The sequence below is a fragment of the Oxalobacter paeniformigenes genome (genome assembly GCF_027158465.1).
Taxonomy (GTDB): Bacteria; Pseudomonadota; Gammaproteobacteria; order Burkholderiales; family Burkholderiaceae_D; genus Oxalobacter; species Oxalobacter paeniformigenes.
Genome location: NZ_JAMKYL010000002.1, coordinates 74,070 through 91,882 on the forward strand (window position 1 = coordinate 74,070; position 17,813 = coordinate 91,882).

The window sequence follows — 17,813 nt, forward strand, 5'->3', positions numbered from 1 at the left end:
ACTGCGACGGAAAGAAATGGGGGGCACACAAAAGAAAAGGGCGGTTTGCCCATGAGGCAAACCGCCCGGAAGGACTGCATGGCGTTTTATTTGCGGTTGCGTGCATTGGCAGCGATACGCAGACGCAGGGCGTTCAGTTTGATGAAACCGTTTGCGTCTTTCTGGTCGTAAGCACCGGCATCGTCTTCGAAAGTGGCGATATTGGTGTCGAACAGGGAATCGTTGCGGGATTCGCGACCGACGACGATGACGTTGCCTTTGTACAGCTTGAGGCGAACCGTACCGTTGACGTGTTCCTGTGTATGGTCAATCAGTTGCTGGAGCGCGATGCGTTCCGGGGCCCACCAGTAACCGTTGTAGATCATGGAAGCATAACGCGGCATGAGGTCGTCTTTCAGATGGGCGACTTCACGGTCGAGCGTCAGCGATTCCATGGCGCGGTGTGCCTTGAGCATGATGGTGCCTCCCGGCGTTTCATAGCAGCCGCGGGATTTCATGCCGACATAACGGTTTTCGACCAGATCCAGACGGCCGATGCCATGCTTGCTGCCCAGACGGTTCAGTTCGGTCAGAACGGCGGCCGGTGTCATCCGTTTGCCGTTGAGAGCGACAATATCGCCTTTTTCGAATGCAACATCCAGGTATTCGGCCTGATCCGGTGCTTCTTCCGGGCTGACGGTCCAGCGCCACATGGTGGCTTCCGGTTCTGCATTCGGGTCTTCGAGATGGCGGCCTTCGTAGCTGATATGCAGCAGGTTGGCGTCCATGGAATAGGGAGCGCCGCCCTGTCTGTGTTTCATTTCGATTTCGATACCGGCATCTTCGGCATATTTCAGCAGTTTTTCACGGGAAAGCAGATCCCATTCACGCCACGGAGCGATGATCTTGATGTTCGGCATCAGGGCATAGGCACCCAGTTCGAAACGGACCTGATCGTTGCCTTTGCCGGTAGCGCCGTGTGCGATGGCATCGGCGCCGGTCTGGCGTGCGATTTCGATCAGGCGTTTGGCGATCAGCGGGCGTGCGATACTGGTGCCGAGCAGGTATTCGCCTTCATAAATGGTATTGGCCCTGAACATCGGGAATACGAAGTCACGGACGAATTCTTCACGCAGGTCGTCGATGAAAATGTTTTCCGGTTTGATACCGAATTTCAGTGCTTTCTGGCGTGCCGGTTCCAGTTCTTCACCCTGGCCGAGATCGGCAGTAAAGGTGACGACTTCACACTGGTAGGTGTCTTGCAGCCATTTCAGGATGACCGAGGTGTCCAGACCGCCGGAATAGGCGAGAACAACTTTTTTTACGTCGCTCATAAGTGTCTTTCGTTTGTTTCAGTTGGAATGCAAAGATGGGGTGGAATGTGTTTACGGAGACGATACCCCTGTTGTCAACAGGCACATTTTATGCCGTTTCTCGTGAAACGGAAACCGGCATGCAGGCCGCTGCAAGGCATTTCCCCATCATGCCGGATGACGCGGAAATGCCCGATCGTATCAAACGGTACCCTTGACCAGATATTCAAGCAATGCTTTCTGGACGTGCAGGCGGTTTTCCGCTTCGTCCCAGACGACCGATTGCGGGCCGTCGATCACTTCGGCGGTGACTTCTTCTCCGCGGTGTGCCGGCAGACAGTGCATGAACAAGGCATCCGGTGCGGCACGGCGCATCTTGTCGGTATCCACGTTCCAGTTGGCGAATGCTTTCTTGCGGGCTGCGTTTTCCTGTTCGAAACCCATACTGGTCCAGACATCAGTGGTGACCAGATGTGCGCCTTCACAGGCGTCGGCAGGGTTATCGAAACGGGTAAAGTGGCTGTGATCCGGCGATACCAGACGCAGGTCGATGTCATAACCCTTCGGCGTGGAGACATTAACATGGAAGCCGAATACTTCTGCGGCCTGCAACCAGGAATACAGCATGTTGTTGGCGTCGCCGATCCAGGTGACGGTTTTGCCCTTTATCGAACCGCGGTGTTCGATAAAGGTGAATACGTCCGCGAATACCTGACAAGGGTGGTGTTCGTTGGTCAGGCCGTTGATGACCGGAACGCGCGAATAGGCTGCGAACCGTTCGATGATGTCATGGCCGAAAGTTCGAACCATGATGATGTCGGACATGCGCGACATGACTTGTGCGGCGTCCTCGATCGGTTCGCCGCGACCGAGCTGGCTGTCGCGGGTGTTGAGATAGATGGCGGTGCCGCCCAGCTGATGCATACCGGCCTCGAAAGAGAGGCGGGTGCGTGTGGAACTTTTTTCGAAAACCATGACCAGCGTACGGTCCAGCAGGGGATGGTACGGCTCATAGTTCTTGAATTTTTGTTTGATGATGCGGGCACGTTCGATCAGATATTCGTACTCGGACAGGGTCAGGTCGGAAAATTGGAGATAGTGTTTGATTGTCATAGACTAGCGGGGCGCTCATGAGGCGCAGCTGAAACAGTTTAATATTTGATTATAGAGGATTTTTGAAAATTTTAAAAAAGCGGCGTGTTCTGTCGGTATGGTGTGCGATGAAAACAGGGCGTTTTTCAATAGACTTTCTGTTCCGATTCATGGACCAGCTGGCGGTAGAGATCGTGTCGCATAACGGAAATATGTCCTTCGGAAACCGCTTCCAGAATGGCGCATCCCGGTTCACTCAGATGATGGCAATTGTAGAAACGGCAGTGACCGAGATAGGGTCTGAATTCACGGAACGCGCGTTCGAGCATGCCCTCTGACAGATGATACAGGCCGAACTCCTGAAATCCCGGAGAATCGATCAGGGCAGTACTGTCGTCGATTCGGTACATGCGTGTGTAGGTGGTCGTATGTTTGCCGGAATTGAGAACGGTCGAAATTTCACGGGTCGCGATGTCGGCCCCGGGTACCAGCAGATTGATCAGCGAGGATTTTCCCATGCCGGACTGGCCGATCAGGATGGATGTCCGTCCCCTGACGAGCGGCATCAGAGTCGCGAGCGTTTCGTCGGGACAGGCGATTGCCGAGACTTCGTGAACCGGATATCCCAGTGCTGCATAGAAACCGGCCCGTTTGCGCGCCGTTTCCAGACGGTCGGTGATGTCGGTTTTGTTCAGGATAAGATGGGCCTCGATTTCCGCCGCTTCTGCCGCGACGAGCGCGCGGGAAACCAGATCGTCGGAAAATCCCGGTTCGGTCGCGACTACGATGAACAATCTGTCGATATTGGCCGCGAGCAGTTTCGATTTGTACTGGTCGGAACGGTAAAGCAACGAACGGCGTTCATCGACGGATTCGATAACGGCTTGTCCTTTTGCCGTGGACAAGATATGAACGCAATCGCCAACAGCGACGTCGCTTTTTTTGCCACGGGTGAAACAATGCAGCATTTTGCCACCGGCATCGGCCAGGTAATGCCGCCCATGTGCGGCAACGATTTGTGCGGTGAATAGTTCTTTTGTCATGAATGCCCCAGCAAATGTTGGATCCGGATACTGGCCGGCGGGTGTGAATCGTAAAAAGCGGAATGCAACGGATCGGGTGTCAGGGTCGCCGCATTGTCCTCATAGAGTTTGACCAGCGCACTGACCAGATGGCGTGCCTGCGTATATTTTGCCGAGAAAGCGTCTGCCTCGAATTCATGTTTTCTGGCGTTTCCCGAGATGAGCGGGAAGAGGAAAAAGGTGAAAACGGGCAGGATCAACGCAAACAGAATCAGTGCGAGTGCATCCGATGCCAGTGACGGATCGATGCCAAGTCCTGCATAAAACCATGCCTCATGACGCAAAAACCCCAGAAGCGCCAGCAGAACCAGTGAAGACAAACAAGAGAATACAATGCGTTTGAATACATGTTTCAGGTGAAAGTGCCCCAGCTCGTGGGCGAGTACCGCCTCGATTTCGTCGGGTGTCAGACGTGCCAGCAACGTATCGAAGAAAACGACCCGTTTGGCAGAGCCCATTCCGGTAAAGTAGGCGTTTCCGTGTGCACTGCGTTTTGAACCATCCATGACGAATAACCCGCTGGAACGGAATCCCGTCCGCTGCATCAGCCGCTCGATACGGATTTTCAGGGTTTCATCGGTCAATGGTGTGAACCGGTTGAACAACGGGGCGATCCATGTCGGGTAAAGAAAAAGCATCAGGAACTGGAAAAGGCACCAGAGAATCCAGGCATAGAACCACCACCATGTCCCCGTTTTTTTCATGACGGTGAGCAAGATCCACAGTACAGGCAGGCCGATGGCGACGCCGAGCGCTGTTTGTCGGGCGAGATCGCCCAGATAAAGCGATCGGGTCATGTGATTGAAACCGAATTTTTGCTCGATGACGAACTGGCGATAATAATCGAAAGGCAGATCGATCGCACCGGAAATGACGATGGTAGCGGCAATCAGTGCGATTTGTCCCGTCATGGTGTTGCCGGTGACGGGGAAAATGTGGCTGGCAAGATACTGCAGTCCACCACCGAACGTAAAACCGGTCAGAACGATTGTATCGACGACGAGTGCCGTCAGACTGAAGCGGATTTTTGCGAGGGTATAGTCAGCTGCCTTGCGGTGTGCGTCCGGAGTGATGTTGCCGGCGAATTGTTCGGGGACCTTGTCGCGGTGTTTGCTGACGCTGCGCCATTGTCTGGCAGCGAGCCAGAAACGGGTGAGCAGGGTCGAAAACAGGAAAAAAAGAAATAATTGCGAAAACGCGAGTGCTGACATTTTGTCCTTGTGAGAAAATGACCGATTATGTCGATAAGGAAGGAATTATGTCACAAGCTCAGGAAACGCAACCGGAACGGTCTCAAAATAACGGCATGAAAAGACGGCCGGATGAACTGAATCTGATTTGGGTCGATCTTGAAATGACCGGACTTGACCCGGAGACGGACCGGATTATCGAAGTCGCGATGGTTGTGACGGATCCCGATTTGAATGTGCTGGGAGAAGCGCCTGTATTCGCCATTCACCAGTCTGACGAAATCCTCAACGGGATGGACGCGTGGAACAAGGGAACGCATGGCCGTTCCGGACTGATCGATCGCGTCAGGGCGTCGAATGTGACGGAAGCCATGGCCGAAGATGCGTTGATCGAATTTCTGAGGCAATACGTGCCGAAAGGAAAGTCTCCGATGTGCGGTAACACGATTTGTCAGGATCGCCGTTTCATGGCAAAGACAATGCCGAAACTGGAATCTTATTTCCACTATCGCAATCTGGATGTCTCCACACTGAAAGAAATCGCAAGGCGCTGGAAACCCGAACTGGTGGACGGCTTCAAAAAAATGCAGAAACATACCGCTTTGGCCGATATTCTGGAATCCATTGAGGAATTGCGTTATTACCGGGAACACTTTATCCGGATTTGATACGTATCATGAACTGTTTGACTGAAAAAACTGGTGTGTCCCCTGTTGATGGGGATGAATTGCGTGAGCTGATCAGTCATCAGGAAAAGATACGCGAAAACGAACGAAAACGTATCGCACGCGAAATTCATGATGAACTGGGACAGCATTTGCTGGCCCTGCGTATCGAGGTATCCTTGCTGAAACAGGATGTTTTCAACGATGCCGGAGAACGCGCAAAACGCATAGATGAGATACTGGCGCATATCGACTTGACGGTCAAAAGTGTCCGGACGCTGATCAACGATTTGCGACCTGCTGTACTGGATCTGGGACTGGTCGCTTCACTGGAGTGGCAGGCACGGGATTTTTCACGTGCCAACGGAGTGACCTGCATTTTTCATACGGATGATGACAAGCTTGAGCTGGATGACAGACATGCCACTGTATTGTTCAGGGTGTTGCAGGAAGCGTTGACCAATATCGTCAAACATGCCAGAGCCGACAGGGTGGAAATCGGATTGCGACGTGTCGGTGACAATCTGGAACTGACGGTTGCTGACAATGGAGTCGGCATGCCGAAGGTGCGCAATCGCAAGGTCAAGTCTTACGGATTGGCCGGTATCCGGGAACGGATCGGCATGCTGGGCGGCGAATTCAGGATCAGGACCGGCGATACCGGTACGACACTGGTGTTCGTCATTCCATACCGGGATAAAAACGTCAGGACGACGTAGTGTTTCATGGTCCGGTATCGTCGATCAGCGGTGCCAGCAATTCGAGAGTACGTCTTGTTGCACCATGCTGTCTTTGTGCGAATGCGCGTGCGCATTCTCCCATGTCTTGCCGTCGGATGTCGTCCAGGAGTAATGCATTGGCTTGTTGCATCATTTCATGTGCCGAATGGATGCGGATGGCTGCGTTGTCTGTGATGGCATCGGCCGTTATCGCCTCGAAATTGAAGGTGTGCGGGCCAACCAGTACCGGTTTGCCGACAGCGCAGGCTTCGATCAGGTTTTGACCTCCCAGTTTTTCGAGACTTCCTCCGATGAAGGCGAGATCGCAAGCTGCATAGTACATGAACATTTCTCCCATGGAATCGCCCAGCAGGATACGCACGTCCGAAGAAACGGTGCATTGCGACATATTGCCCAGTGCCGATCGTCTGGTCATGGCGATGCCGCGGTTTTCGATCATGCGCGCGACATCGTCGAAACGCTGTGGATGTCGCGGAACCAGCAGCAGTAGGGCATTTCCGGCCAGTTCTTCGATTGCGTCGAGAATCTGTATTTCTTCTCCGTCACGTGTACTGGCGCACATCAGTACGGGCCGGTTGCCGATCGAACGACGCAGGCGGAGTCCTTTTTCCAGTGTGCCGGGAGGTGGTGTGATGTCGAACTTGACGCTGCCGGTCACTGCGATATGCGTGCTGCCGAATTGGGCCAGCCGGTTAGCGTCGGTTTGTGTCTGTGCGGCGACAACGGAAAATCCGTTTGCCGCTTCCTGCATGATGGAACGGAGTTTCATGCCCTTTTTCAGGGAACGTTCCGACAATCTGGCATTGACCAGTGCCAGCGGGACATGATGCCTGACACATTGCCGGATGAGATTGGGCCATATTTCGGTTTCAAGCAAAATACACATGCATGGACGGTAATGCTCGATGATACGACGCATCATGGTGTTGGTATCGTAAGGCAGATATGCCTGAATCAGACGGCCTGCCTGTTTTTCGGCGCAAAACAGTTCTTCTCCGGTGGCACGGCCTGCCGGTGTCATGTGCGTCAACAGGATATCCGATGCCGGAAAACGGGTCATCAGTGCCTTGACGAGCGGTTCGGCCGCACGTGTTTCGCCGACCGATACAGCATGTACCCAGATCCGTTGTGACGCGGCAGGTACCGGTGGATAGAAACCGAGACGCTCGGCGATATGATGCCGGTAACCCGGTTCCTTGCGCCCGCGCCAGTAAAGCCTGAACAGGGCAAGCGGCAGGATCAGCCACCACAGGATGGAATACAGAAGTCTCATGGCATCATTTCGGAATTGGACAGGCAGTATTATCCTTGAAATCGGAGAAGGTATGGTATGCGGCGAGGATGGCATACAAAAAATTTTCACCGGTTACCCGATTGATTTTTACAAAGTACAATATGGCTATGGTCGGTATCCGGCGGGAAACAGGCGGCCGGATATCGTACGGGGCTGGCCGGACAGAACGCCGGAAGGCGGCTGTCTGCATACCTGACGACGGGCAAGTTTATCGGGGTCGCTATGGAACTTCGTATTGCAACTTACAATATTCACAAAGGGGCATCGATCGATCACCGGCCAATCATTCAGGAACTGAAACGGTCCATCCGCTCGTTGAGCGCGGATGTCATTTTCCTGCAAGAGGTACAGGGACGCCACGATCTGATGACAAACCGCTATGCCCTGTTATGGCAGGATCGGGGGCAACATGCGTATCTGGCGGGCAACTCCCTGTATTGCGCCTATGGCAAGAATGCCGTCTATGAGCATGGGCATCATGGCAATGCATTGTTGAGCGCCTATCCGATCGTCTCGCAGTTCAATACCGATGTATCGGATCACGCACTGGAGTCGAGGGGTATTCTGCATTGCGTTTTGCAGACGCCGGAGACGAAAGTATATTGCTATGTCATTCATCTGGGATTGTTTAACGGCAGCCGGATCAGACAGACACATGCGCTGATCGACACGGTTCGGCGTTCCGCACCGGAAGATGCACCGGTCATCATCGCCGGTGATTTCAACGACTGGAACAACAATTTGTCCGACTTGTTGCGAAAAGCCTTGCGTGTCAAGGAAGTCTTCGACGAAATGGGCGAGCAGGAAGAAGGGAAGAAAACGTTTTTTCCGCGTCTCACCGGCAAGGTACCCAAACCGTTGCCGGCAAGAACCTTTCCGGCATTGTTTCCCTTTTTTCGTCTGGACAGGATTTATGTCCGTGGATTCAGGGTCGATTCGGCACGTGTCATGCAGGGCGCGCCATGGACGGCACTGTCGGATCATGCGCCGCTGGTCGCGTCTTTGCGGACAGAATGAAGGATGGACGGCGTCCATTACAATACATCACGCAATCATCTGGTTCTGTTGCAGAACGGGGATGATTTTTTCCCGTCACTGGTCGGTGCGATCAATGATGCGGTTTCCGAAATTTATCTTGAAACGTACATCTTTTTTCCCGATGAAGTCGGCAGGCGCGTCATCGACGCCATGAAACGTGCGGTATCCAGAGGTGTTCAGGTACATGTCATCATCGACTGGCTGGGTACAGGGCCGCGAGTGTGCCGGCTGCTGACAAGGGAGTTCAGTCAGTCCGGTATCCAGTATCACATCTTCAACAGCTGGTTCAGGCGCGGGTTCGTCCGGTTGCACCGGAAACTGTGTGTTGTCGATCGGGACATCGCATTTGTCGGTGGCATCAATATTCTGAGCGACTGGCGTTACGACTATAACCGGAAACAGATGTTATCGTCGCCAAGACAGGACTTTGCTGTACGGGTGGACGGTATGCTGTCGATGCTGATTTACCAGGAAGCGATCCGGTTGTGGGAGCAAACCGGAAAACTGACCTTGTGGGAGCGTTTCGACCGGTATCGCACGTTTTACCGGCGGCACAGGCATGTCCGCACGCGCATGGTGTTGTCCAGCTTTATCGTACGGGACAATTTCAGAAACAGACGAACCATCCAGAAAGCCTATCTCAAGGCCATGGGAATGGCCCGACGGCAGATTTTGCTGGTTACGCCCTATTTCGCACCCGGGCGGCGTTTCAGGAATGCGCTGGCTTCCGCGGCATCGCGTGGTGTGGAAGTGATTCTGTTGATCGGAAGCGGGGAATTCTGGGTGCAGGATTCGGTGGCGCAGGCTTTTTATCCAAAGCTGCTTTCCAGCGGAGTCAAGGTGTATGAGTACAGGAAAACCCAGTTGCATGGCAAGGTGGCGGTCATTGATGACCGGTGGGCTACCGTAGGATCGAGCAACTGTGACGGCCTGAGTCTGTTTCTCAATCATGAAGCCAATATCGTCGTTCGTGACGAGGAGTTTGCCGGCGAACTGAAAAGACGGATAGAGACAGCAATTATGGAAGCCGAACCTGTGGGCGAGCGCAGCTTCATGAATCGTCCATGGTACCGGCGCTTCTGGTACGGGACAGCCTTTCTGATTTATCGTTTTGTCATGCGGGTGATTACCTGGGGAGATTACAACTGATCCGGACAAAGGCTATCCTGTTTCGGATGTTCCCTGTAAAATGCGCCGTGAAGAAGCAGGCCAGACAGTCGCCGGTTTCCGGATTCATGCCGGGAACGGGAGGAAGGTCCGGACACCACAGGACAGGGTGACGGTTAACGGCCGTCCGTCGAAAACCGCAAGGCATAAGACGAGGAACAGGGCCACAGAGACGAGCGTATTAGGTTACGGTGAAACGCGGCAACCTCCACCTGGTGCAATTCCAAATAGGCACGCATTGATGTGGTCCGCGGAGCGTGTGGGTAGGAAGCTTGAGCGCCGGAGTAATCCGGCGCCTAGATGAATGACTGTCATAGTGCCTCGGCACCGTAACAGAATCCGGCCTATCGGCCTGCTTTTTCCATTTCTTTTTCTTCCTTTCAAAATGGTCAGAATGCCATCTGACCGTTTTTCATGATTTTCCTGTTTTTATCCCCTGTAAAGTGCAAAACGCTTTTGCGTTGTATCTGTCGATGTGCAAGTGCAAAGCGTTTGATTTTGTATAAATACATGTATTTGTATCATGTTGCGCATTCAATATGCGCGATAAGTCGTTAATTTATTTGAAAATTTATTTGTGTTGCGTGATTTGTTCGCTTCTCTAAGTCGTTGACTTCATTGAAAAAACCGGGATTTGTTAACAAAAAATCACTTGACCATGCATGGAGCATCTAATAAAGTGGGTAAAAGTGTGGAATTGTGTTTGTTTGTGGGATAAATTTTCGAATTTCCGATAAATATTTCAAACCGGCAAGAAGGATATTGCAGTGTTTCAGGGGTCTTCATCTGTCAGTCTGGATGCCAAGGGAAGGATGGTTGTCCCGGTAAAGCATCGTGACGTACTCGCACTTCAGTGCGAGGGACGGATGACGCTGACGCGCCATCCTCATGGCTGCCTGTTGCTGTTTCCCCGGCCGGTTTGGGAAAGTCATCGTGAAAAAATCGCGGCATGGCCGATGTCGGCACGTGTGTGGCAGCGTATTTTCCTTGGCAGTGCATCGGACGTGGAAATGGATTCCGCCGGACGTATTCTGATTCCGCCGGAATTGCGAAAAGCGGCCGGTTTGTCCCGCGATGTGATGTTGCTGGGAATGGGCAGCCATTTTGAGGTATGGGATGCCGTGAAGTTGCAGGAAAACGAAGCCGAGGCGATTGCGGCCGGTATGCCGGAAGCCTTGCAGGATTTTTCGTTTTGATATGTCGGAGTGAACGGAATTGCCTGAACTGACTCATGATCCGGTATTGCTCAACGAGGCTGTCGATGCACTCGATATTCGCGGAAATCGTGCGGATGGCATTTATCTGGACGGTACATTCGGAAGAGGCGGACACAGCAGGCTGATTCTGGAAAAACTGGGACGAAAAGGAAAACTGATCGCATTCGACAAGGATCCGGAAGCCGTTGCCGTTGCAAGGCGTATCGATGACCCGAGGTTCGAGATCGTACACGGCAGCTTTGCCGGACTGGATATCGTCCTGGCGGAAAAGGGAATCGACACGATAGACGGTGTCTTGCTGGATCTGGGTATTTCGTCGCCTCAGGTTGAAGATGCCGGGCGAGGGTTCAGCTTTTTGCATGACGGTCCGCTGGATATGCGAATGGATCCGTCACGAGGCATGTCGGCGCGGGAATGGCTCGCTGTCGAGCGTGAGGAAAAAATTGCGGAGGTGATTCATCAGTATGGGGAAGAACGGTTTGCTTTTCAGATTGCAAAGGAGATTGTTGCTGGCCGGGCCAGGCAGCCCATTGATCGTACGAAGCAACTTGCAGAGATCGTGGCAAGGGCAGTCAAGACTTTTGAAAAGGGCAAAAATCCGGCAACCCGTACCTTTCAGGCTATACGGATTTACATCAACCGAGAGCTTGAGGAGCTGGAAATAGGACTGGAAAAGGCTTGGCAGCATCTGGCGACGGGCGGAAGAATGGCGGTGATCAGTTTCCATTCGCTGGAAGACAGGATCGTCAAAAGATTTTTCGCGGAGAAGTCGGTGGTGCAGATGCCGGATCGGCGTGTGCCGGTGCGTGCCAGTGAATTGCCACAGCCGGAAATGAAACGGCTCGGCAAGGTGAAGCCTTCCGTGGCAGAGATACATGACAATGCCAGGGCGCGTTCCGCCATTTTGCGTATCGCATCGCGTATTGCACGGGCAAGGGGGGAATGAACATGCGTATTAGGCTGCCCTTTGTACTGGCGTTGTTGCTGGGATTGTCCGCGCTGGCACTGGTCAATTCACAGTATCAGGCACGCAAGCTCTTTATCGAGCTGGAATTCGCGCAGATGCAGACACGCCAGCTGGAAATCGAATGGTCGCAATTGCAGCTGAAACAGTCCACCCTGAGCAAGCATGCAAGAATCGAGGAAAAGGCTGTCAACGAATTGAACATGACCCGGGTTACGCCGGCCAACACGCATTTTCTGAAGGTGACGGCGCCATGATGAGCAAGATGAAATTTCTGAAAAATCCGCGTGTGGCCGCTGCCAAGGGGGTATCGTTTTCCGCGAATCCGGAATTGAAGGTCAGTCTGTCGCCTTTCCGTTCTCGTCTGGTTCTTTTTCTGCTGTTTCTGGCGTTTGTCGGTCTGATCGCCCGTGCCTTGTGGTTGCAGGGGATATCGACCGATTTTCTGCAGCGTCAGGGTGAATCAAGATATGCGCGAACACTGGAATTGCCGGCCACCCGCGGGAAAATTCTGGACAGGAACGGTCATGTGCTGGCTTCCAGCGTACCGGTCAAGGCGATATGGGCCATTCCGGAAGATGTGCTGACACAGCCGAAAGAAAAGATTTCCAGACTGGCGTCGTTGCTGGGCATGAGTGAGAAGGCCTTGTATGCCAGACTGGATTCCGACCGCAGTTTCGTTTACCTGAAACGTCAGGTGGACAACGAAGTGGCCGATGAAATCATCAAACTCGGAATCACAGGTATCCAGACAAGGAAAGAATACAAGCGCTTTTACCCTGAGGGCGAAGTGATGGCTCACGTCGTCGGTTTTACCAATGTCGAGGATGCCGGTCAGGAAGGTATCGAGCTGGCTTCCCAGAACGTACTGGCCGGGGTCAATGGCAGTCGACGGGTCATCAAGGATCGCCTGGGCCATATCGTGGAAGACATTCGTGCGGTACGCGAACCTGTCGACGGCAAGGATCTGGTGCTGTCCATCGACAGCAAATTGCAATATATCGCATACAAATACCTGAGCGAAGCGATCGAAAAACACAAGGCAAAGGCCGGTAGCGTGCTGGTGCTCGATACCCGGACAGGGGAGGTGCTGGCGATGGTCAACATGCCCAGTTTCAATCCGAACGATCGTCGGCACCTGACAGGGTCGCAGCTCAGAAATCGTGTCATGACGGATACATTCGAACCGGGTTCCATCATGAAACCGTTTACGGTCGCACTGGCGCTGGAAAAAGGAAAAGTCAGACCGACGACGATGATTCCGACGGGGACGGGACGAATGACGATCGGGACGGCGACGATCGGGGATACACATTCCAACGGGACGATTTCCGTCGCGCAGGTTATCGAAAAGTCATCCAATATCGGTACGGCCAAGATCGCCTTGCAGATGCAGCCGCAGGAAATGTGGGAGATGTTCACTTCCGTCGGTTTCGGACAGCAGCCGAGATACGGTTTCCCGGGGGCGGTGGCCGGTCGGGTACGTCCTTACAAGTCGTGGCGTCCGATCGAACAGGCGACCATGAGTTACGGGCACGGTATTTCGGTTTCGCTTTTCCAGATGGCGCAGTCCTACATGATTTTCGCACGGGACGGCGACATGATTCCGCTCACGTTCTTCAAGCGAGACGATATGCCGGCCGGCCGTCAGATCATTTCGGAAAAAACGGCGCGTGAAATGCGCCAGATGCTGGAAATGGTGACGGGAAACGAAGGAACTGCACGCCGTGCACAGGTTGCAGGGTATCGCGTGGCAGGTAAAACCGGCACGGCCTACAAGATCGAAAACGGACGGTATGTCCGCAAGTATGTCGGTTCGTTTGTCGGATTTGCGCCGGCTTCTGATCCGCGCGTCATCATCGCCGTCATGATCGATGAACCGACTGTGGGTCATTACGGCGGTTCCGCAGCCGCGCCGGTTTTTTCGTCGGTGGCGGCAGATGTATTGCGTGCGATGAATATTTCACCCGATGCGCAGGTGGATGCACTGTTGTCGACGGATAAAGTGGCGAGGGTTGACTGATGAAAAATACATCGCCGGAAATGATGCATATTGTGGAATGGCTCCGTACGACATGTCCGGATGGCCAGCTCTATTCCGATTCACGCGAGATCGGGCGTGATGCCGGCAGTGCCGTGTTTTTCGCTTATGAAGGTGATTCGGCAGACGGTCGCCATTACATCGCATCCGCTATTGAAAAGGGTGCGTCGGCCGTCGTGTACGAACAATCCGGTTTTGAATGGAATTCCCAATGGCAGGTACCGCATCTGGCGGTTGCCGGTCTCAAGGACAATGCAGGGCCGATCGCTGCGGCTTATTACGGTTTTCCGGCGAAGTCCATGCTGGTGATCGCGGCAACCGGTACGAATGGAAAAACGTCCTGTACCCAGTGGATCGGACAGTCCATTTCTGCAACTGGAAAGAAAACGGCTGTGGTCGGTACATTGGGGATTACGGTTTTTGAAAACGGCAACGGCGGTCAGCCCAGGGCTACGGGGTATACGACACCGGATCAGGTACAGTTGCAGCGCAATCTGGCCGTGCTCCGTGATCAGGGGGTTGCCTGTGTCGCCATGGAAGCGTCTTCCATCGGTATTGATCAGGGGCGGCTCAACGGATTGGGTATCGATATTGCGCTGTTTACGAATTTCACGCGTGACCATCTTGATTATCACCATGATATGGCATCGTACAAGGCCGCCAAACGCAGGTTGTTCGACTGGCCGGGATTGCGTCATGCCGTCGTGAACCTGGATGACCCGATGGGGGCGGAACTGGCGGATTCGCTCAAAGGGAAGATGGCGGTGACCGCCTATTCACGCGTACGTGATACTGGTGCAGAAGTCCCCTTGATCGTGGCGACCGATATCAGAAACCGTGCGCAGGGAACCGAGTTCAGGGTGGAGTCTCCGATGGGATCGGCACGGGTCAAAACACAGTTGATCGGGCTGTTCAATGTCAGCAATGTGCTGGGTGTACTCGGCGTTTTGCTGGCTGCGGATATTCCATGGGATACGGCAATACGCGCTCTCGGCCAGTTGTTGCCGCCTCCCGGAAGAATGCAACAGATGGGCGGAAAGGAAAGACCGCTGGTTGTGATCGATTTTGCGCATACACCGGACGCCATGGCCAAGGGACTGGAAACTTTGCGTCGGGTCGCAGACGATCGTCACGGAAAACTGTGGTGTGTGTTCGGTTGCGGCGGTGACAGGGATCATGGCAAACGTCCGCAAATGGGCAGTGTGTCCGAATCGGCGGATTTCGTCATCGTGACCAGTGACAATCCGCGGAGCGAGGAGCCCGGACGGATTATCGAAGAGATTGTGGCCGGCATGAAAAAAAGGCCGCAAATTTATGAAGACAGGGCGACAGCCATTTTGCAGGCGGTACGACAGGCATCGAAAAACGATGTGATCTTTCTCGCCGGCAAAGGGCATGAAGCCTATCAGGAAATCAGGGGAGTGAAATTGCCTTTTGCAGATGCCGATCATGTGGCGCTGGCGCTGGCTTCACGGATTCAGAACATGAAGGTGGCGGTATGAAAGCGACGTTGTCGCAAATCGGACAGTGGATATCGGACAGCCATATCACGGCTGATGCCGTGATCGATGGTGTATCGACGGACAGCCGCCAGGTGGCGCCAGGAAGTCTTTTCGTCGCCCTGAAAGGGGAGCGTTTTGATGCGCACCGTTTTCTTGGCGATGTTGCGGCGGCAGGCAAGGTTGCGGCTGTGATGGTTGAACAGGTACCGGAAGGTTATCCGTTGCCTGCGCTGGTCGTGCACGATACCCGGCAAGCCATGGGCGAGATGGCCGCTTGCTGGAGACGGCAGTTCGATATTCCCGTGATCGGGGTGACTGGAAGCAATGGCAAAACGACGGTCAAGGAAATGATCGCGTCCATTTTGCGCAGTGCTTTCGGAGAAGATGGCTATCTGGCGACGGCTGGCAATTTCAACAACGATATCGGCGTGCCGCTGACGGTTTTCCGGCTGGCACGTTCGCATCGTGCCGCAGTGATCGAACTGGGCATGAATCATGTCGGCGAGATCGCTGTGCTGGCGGCTATCGCGCAGCCGACCGTCGGCCTGGTCAATAACGCACAGCGTGAACATCAGGAATTCATGCAAAGTGTCGAAGCGGTGGCGCGGGAAAACGGAACGGTGATACAAACGTTGCCGCCTGAAGGTGTGGCGGTTTTCCCGGTGGGCGATACTTATTCGGCATTGTGGACTTCGCTGGCCGGAGAGCGCGCCATCATCACGTTCGGGTTCGGTGATGGTGCCGATGTATCGGCGCGAGTCGTCGCAACATGTGACAAGACTCGGGTGGCGATGCAGCTTGCCGGCGAAACCGTGGATGTGAAGCTGGCGACAAGCGGGCGGCACAATGTCTTGAATGCCACAGCTGCCGCGGCCTGCTGTCTGGCGGCAGGTATCGACAGATCAGCGATCGTACGTGGGCTGGAAGCATTTGTTCCGGTGCATGGCCGGCTTGAAAGGAAAACGGCGTTCAATGGCGCGCAGCTGATCGACGATACATACAACGCCAATCCGGATTCGGTGCGTGCGGCTATCGATGTGCTTTCGGATATGTCAGGCAAAAGTGTTCTCGTGCTGGGCGACATGGGTGAGGTCGGAGATAACGGCACGCGGTTTCATGCCGAAATCGGGGAGTATGCCAGGACGCGCGGTATCGGGCATTTTTTCACGTTCGGGAATATGGCACGTTCGGCTGCCGAAGCATACGGAAAAGCCGCACGGCACTTTACGGAGATCGATGCGATGAATCATGTGCTGAGAGAGATGCTCGCTCCGGAAATGACTGTGCTGGTCAAGGGGTCGCGTTTCATGAAAATGGAAAGAGTGGTGGAACAGTTGATGGAAAAGGAAGGTCGTTGACATGCTGCTTTGGCTGGCACAATTTTTTCAACAGGATGCAGGATGGCTGCGAATCGTCAGCTATATCTCTTTTCGTGCCGTCGCAGCGACCCTGACAGCGCTTGCGATCGGTCTGGCTGCCGGTCCATCGGTAATTCGTCTGCTGACCCGTCTGAAGGTCGGGCAAGCTGTCCGTACGGATGGCCCACAGACGCATCTGGTCAAGTCGGGTACGCCGACCATGGGCGGTTTGCTGATTCTGATCGCGATTGCGATCGCGATGCTGTTGTGGTGCGATCTTTCCAACCGGTTCGTCTGGATCGTGATGGTGGTGACGATGGGGTTCGGGGTCATCGGCTGGGTCGATGATTACCGGAAGGTGGTGTACAAGAATCCGAACGGCATGTCTTCGCGTGAAAAATATTTCTGGCAATCGATGATCGGGATGTCGGCTGCCGTTTATCTGGCGTTTGCCGTATCGGGACAATCCAACTATGAAGTCTGGCATTTGTTCATTGAATGGGTTTCATCAGGCTTCAGTATGGATCTTCCGCCGAAAGCGGATTTCATCATTCCGTTTTTCAAGACGATCAGCTATCCGCTGGGTGTCTGGGGATTTATTGCGTTGACGTATTTCGTCATAGTCGGTACGAGCAATGCCGTCAATCTGACGGACGGTCTGGATGGTCTGACGATCATGCCGACGATCATGGTCGGGACGGCCCTCGGCGTGTTCGCTTATCTGACCGGGCATACCGTGTATTCGCGTTACTTGTTCATTCCCTATATTCCGGGTACGGGAGAATTGCTGGTTTTCTGCGGTGCGATGGCGGGAGCGGGGCTGGCGTTTTTGTGGTTCAACGCCTACCCGGCCCAGATGTTCATGGGCGATGTCGGTGCACTTGCGTTGGGTGGCGCACTCGGAACCATTGCCGTGATCGTGCGGCAGGAAATCGTTTTGTTCGTGATGGGGGGTATTTTTGTGGCCGAAACCATTTCGGTCATGTTGCAGGTCACGTATTTCAAATATACCAAAAAGAAATACGGGGTCGGCAAGCGCATATTTCTGATGGCGCCGTTGCACCATCATTTTGAACAAAAAGGGTGGAAGGAAACACAGGTCGTGGTCCGTTTCTGGATCATCACCATGATTCTGGTTTTGATCGGTTTGTCGACATTGAAGATTAGATGA

At 53.8% G+C, this 17,813-nt stretch carries 16 protein-coding genes and 1 other RNA gene; 12 read left to right on the forward strand and 5 right to left on the reverse strand.

Annotated elements, in window-relative coordinates:
* Positions 1-86: 86 nt before the first annotated feature.
* The 4 genes from NAI64_RS04315 to NAI64_RS04330 form a co-directional block, all read right to left on the reverse strand.
* Positions 87-1,313: an argininosuccinate synthase gene (locus NAI64_RS04315; protein ID WP_269298135.1), complete on the reverse strand. Its 1,227-nt coding sequence runs from the start codon at positions 1,311-1,313 to the stop codon at positions 87-89.
* A 180-nt stretch (positions 1,314-1,493) separates the two neighbouring features.
* A complete protein-coding gene (gene argF / locus NAI64_RS04320; RefSeq protein ID WP_269298137.1) occupies positions 1,494-2,405 on the reverse strand; it encodes an ornithine carbamoyltransferase in 912 nt (303 codons plus the stop codon).
* A gap of 125 nt (positions 2,406-2,530) precedes the next feature.
* Positions 2,531-3,427, reverse strand: a complete 897-nt coding sequence (rsgA, locus tag NAI64_RS04325; RefSeq protein ID WP_269298138.1) for a ribosome small subunit-dependent GTPase A — start codon at positions 3,425-3,427, stop codon at positions 2,531-2,533.
* Complete coding sequence (locus tag NAI64_RS04330; RefSeq protein WP_269298139.1) at positions 3,424-4,677, reverse strand: M48 family metallopeptidase; 1,254 nt, start codon at positions 4,675-4,677, stop codon at positions 3,424-3,426. The genes rsgA and NAI64_RS04330 overlap by 4 nt, the downstream gene beginning before the upstream one ends.
* 47 nt (positions 4,678-4,724) lie before the next feature.
* Here NAI64_RS04330 and orn point away from each other — a divergent pair, with 47 nt between their 5' ends.
* Entirely contained in the window at positions 4,725-5,324 is a 600-nt protein-coding gene (gene orn, locus NAI64_RS04335; protein WP_269298141.1) for an oligoribonuclease, read from the forward strand.
* A gap of 8 nt (positions 5,325-5,332) precedes the next feature.
* Positions 5,333-6,040, forward strand: coding sequence for a sensor histidine kinase (locus NAI64_RS04340; RefSeq protein ID WP_269298143.1), 708 nt, complete (start codon positions 5,333-5,335; stop codon positions 6,038-6,040).
* A gap of 4 nt (positions 6,041-6,044) precedes the next feature.
* Here the strand turns inward: NAI64_RS04340 and waaA are convergent, their stop codons facing one another.
* Entirely contained in the window at positions 6,045-7,334 is a 1,290-nt protein-coding gene (gene waaA / locus NAI64_RS04345; RefSeq protein ID WP_269298145.1) for a lipid IV(A) 3-deoxy-D-manno-octulosonic acid transferase, read from the reverse strand.
* A gap of 243 nt (positions 7,335-7,577) precedes the next feature.
* Between waaA and NAI64_RS04350 the strand changes: the two genes are divergently transcribed.
* The 10 genes from NAI64_RS04350 (at position 7,578) to mraY (ending at position 17,813) form a co-directional block, all read left to right on the forward strand.
* A complete protein-coding gene (locus tag NAI64_RS04350) occupies positions 7,578-8,372 on the forward strand; it encodes an endonuclease/exonuclease/phosphatase family protein (protein ID WP_269298147.1) in 795 nt (264 codons plus the stop codon).
* 3 nt (positions 8,373-8,375) lie between these two features.
* Complete coding sequence (gene clsB, locus NAI64_RS04355; protein ID WP_269298149.1) at positions 8,376-9,542, forward strand: cardiolipin synthase ClsB; 1,167 nt, start codon at positions 8,376-8,378, stop codon at positions 9,540-9,542.
* 52 nt (positions 9,543-9,594) lie between these two features.
* An RNA gene (rnpB, locus tag NAI64_RS04360) (RNase P RNA component class A) lies at positions 9,595-9,923 on the forward strand.
* Positions 9,924-10,327: 404 nt separating this feature from the next.
* Entirely contained in the window at positions 10,328-10,756 is a 429-nt protein-coding gene (mraZ, locus tag NAI64_RS04365) for a division/cell wall cluster transcriptional repressor MraZ (RefSeq protein WP_269298151.1), read from the forward strand.
* Positions 10,757-10,775: 19 nt separating this feature from the next.
* Complete coding sequence (gene rsmH / locus NAI64_RS04370; RefSeq protein ID WP_269298152.1) at positions 10,776-11,723, forward strand: 16S rRNA (cytosine(1402)-N(4))-methyltransferase RsmH; 948 nt, start codon at positions 10,776-10,778, stop codon at positions 11,721-11,723.
* 2 nt (positions 11,724-11,725) lie between these two features.
* Complete coding sequence (gene ftsL, locus NAI64_RS04375) at positions 11,726-11,998, forward strand: cell division protein FtsL (protein WP_269298153.1); 273 nt, start codon at positions 11,726-11,728, stop codon at positions 11,996-11,998.
* The gene (locus tag NAI64_RS04380; RefSeq protein WP_407946910.1) at positions 11,998-13,764 is read left to right on the forward strand and encodes a peptidoglycan D,D-transpeptidase FtsI family protein; all 1,767 of its coding nucleotides are present in this window, start codon (positions 11,998-12,000) and stop codon (positions 13,762-13,764) included. The genes ftsL and NAI64_RS04380 overlap by 1 nt, the downstream gene beginning before the upstream one ends.
* Positions 13,764-15,284, forward strand: coding sequence for a UDP-N-acetylmuramoyl-L-alanyl-D-glutamate--2,6-diaminopimelate ligase (locus tag NAI64_RS04385; RefSeq protein WP_269298159.1), 1,521 nt, complete (start codon positions 13,764-13,766; stop codon positions 15,282-15,284). Before NAI64_RS04380 ends, NAI64_RS04385 begins: the two co-directional genes overlap by 1 nt.
* Positions 15,281-16,642 (forward strand): UDP-N-acetylmuramoyl-tripeptide--D-alanyl-D-alanine ligase, encoded by a 1,362-nt coding sequence (locus NAI64_RS04390; protein WP_269298160.1) that lies wholly within the window; start codon positions 15,281-15,283, stop codon positions 16,640-16,642. The genes NAI64_RS04385 and NAI64_RS04390 overlap by 4 nt, the downstream gene beginning before the upstream one ends.
* A gap of 1 nt (position 16,643) precedes the next feature.
* On the forward strand, positions 16,644-17,813 hold the full coding sequence (mraY, locus tag NAI64_RS04395) for a phospho-N-acetylmuramoyl-pentapeptide-transferase (RefSeq protein ID WP_269298162.1): 1,170 nt from the start codon (positions 16,644-16,646) through the stop codon (positions 17,811-17,813).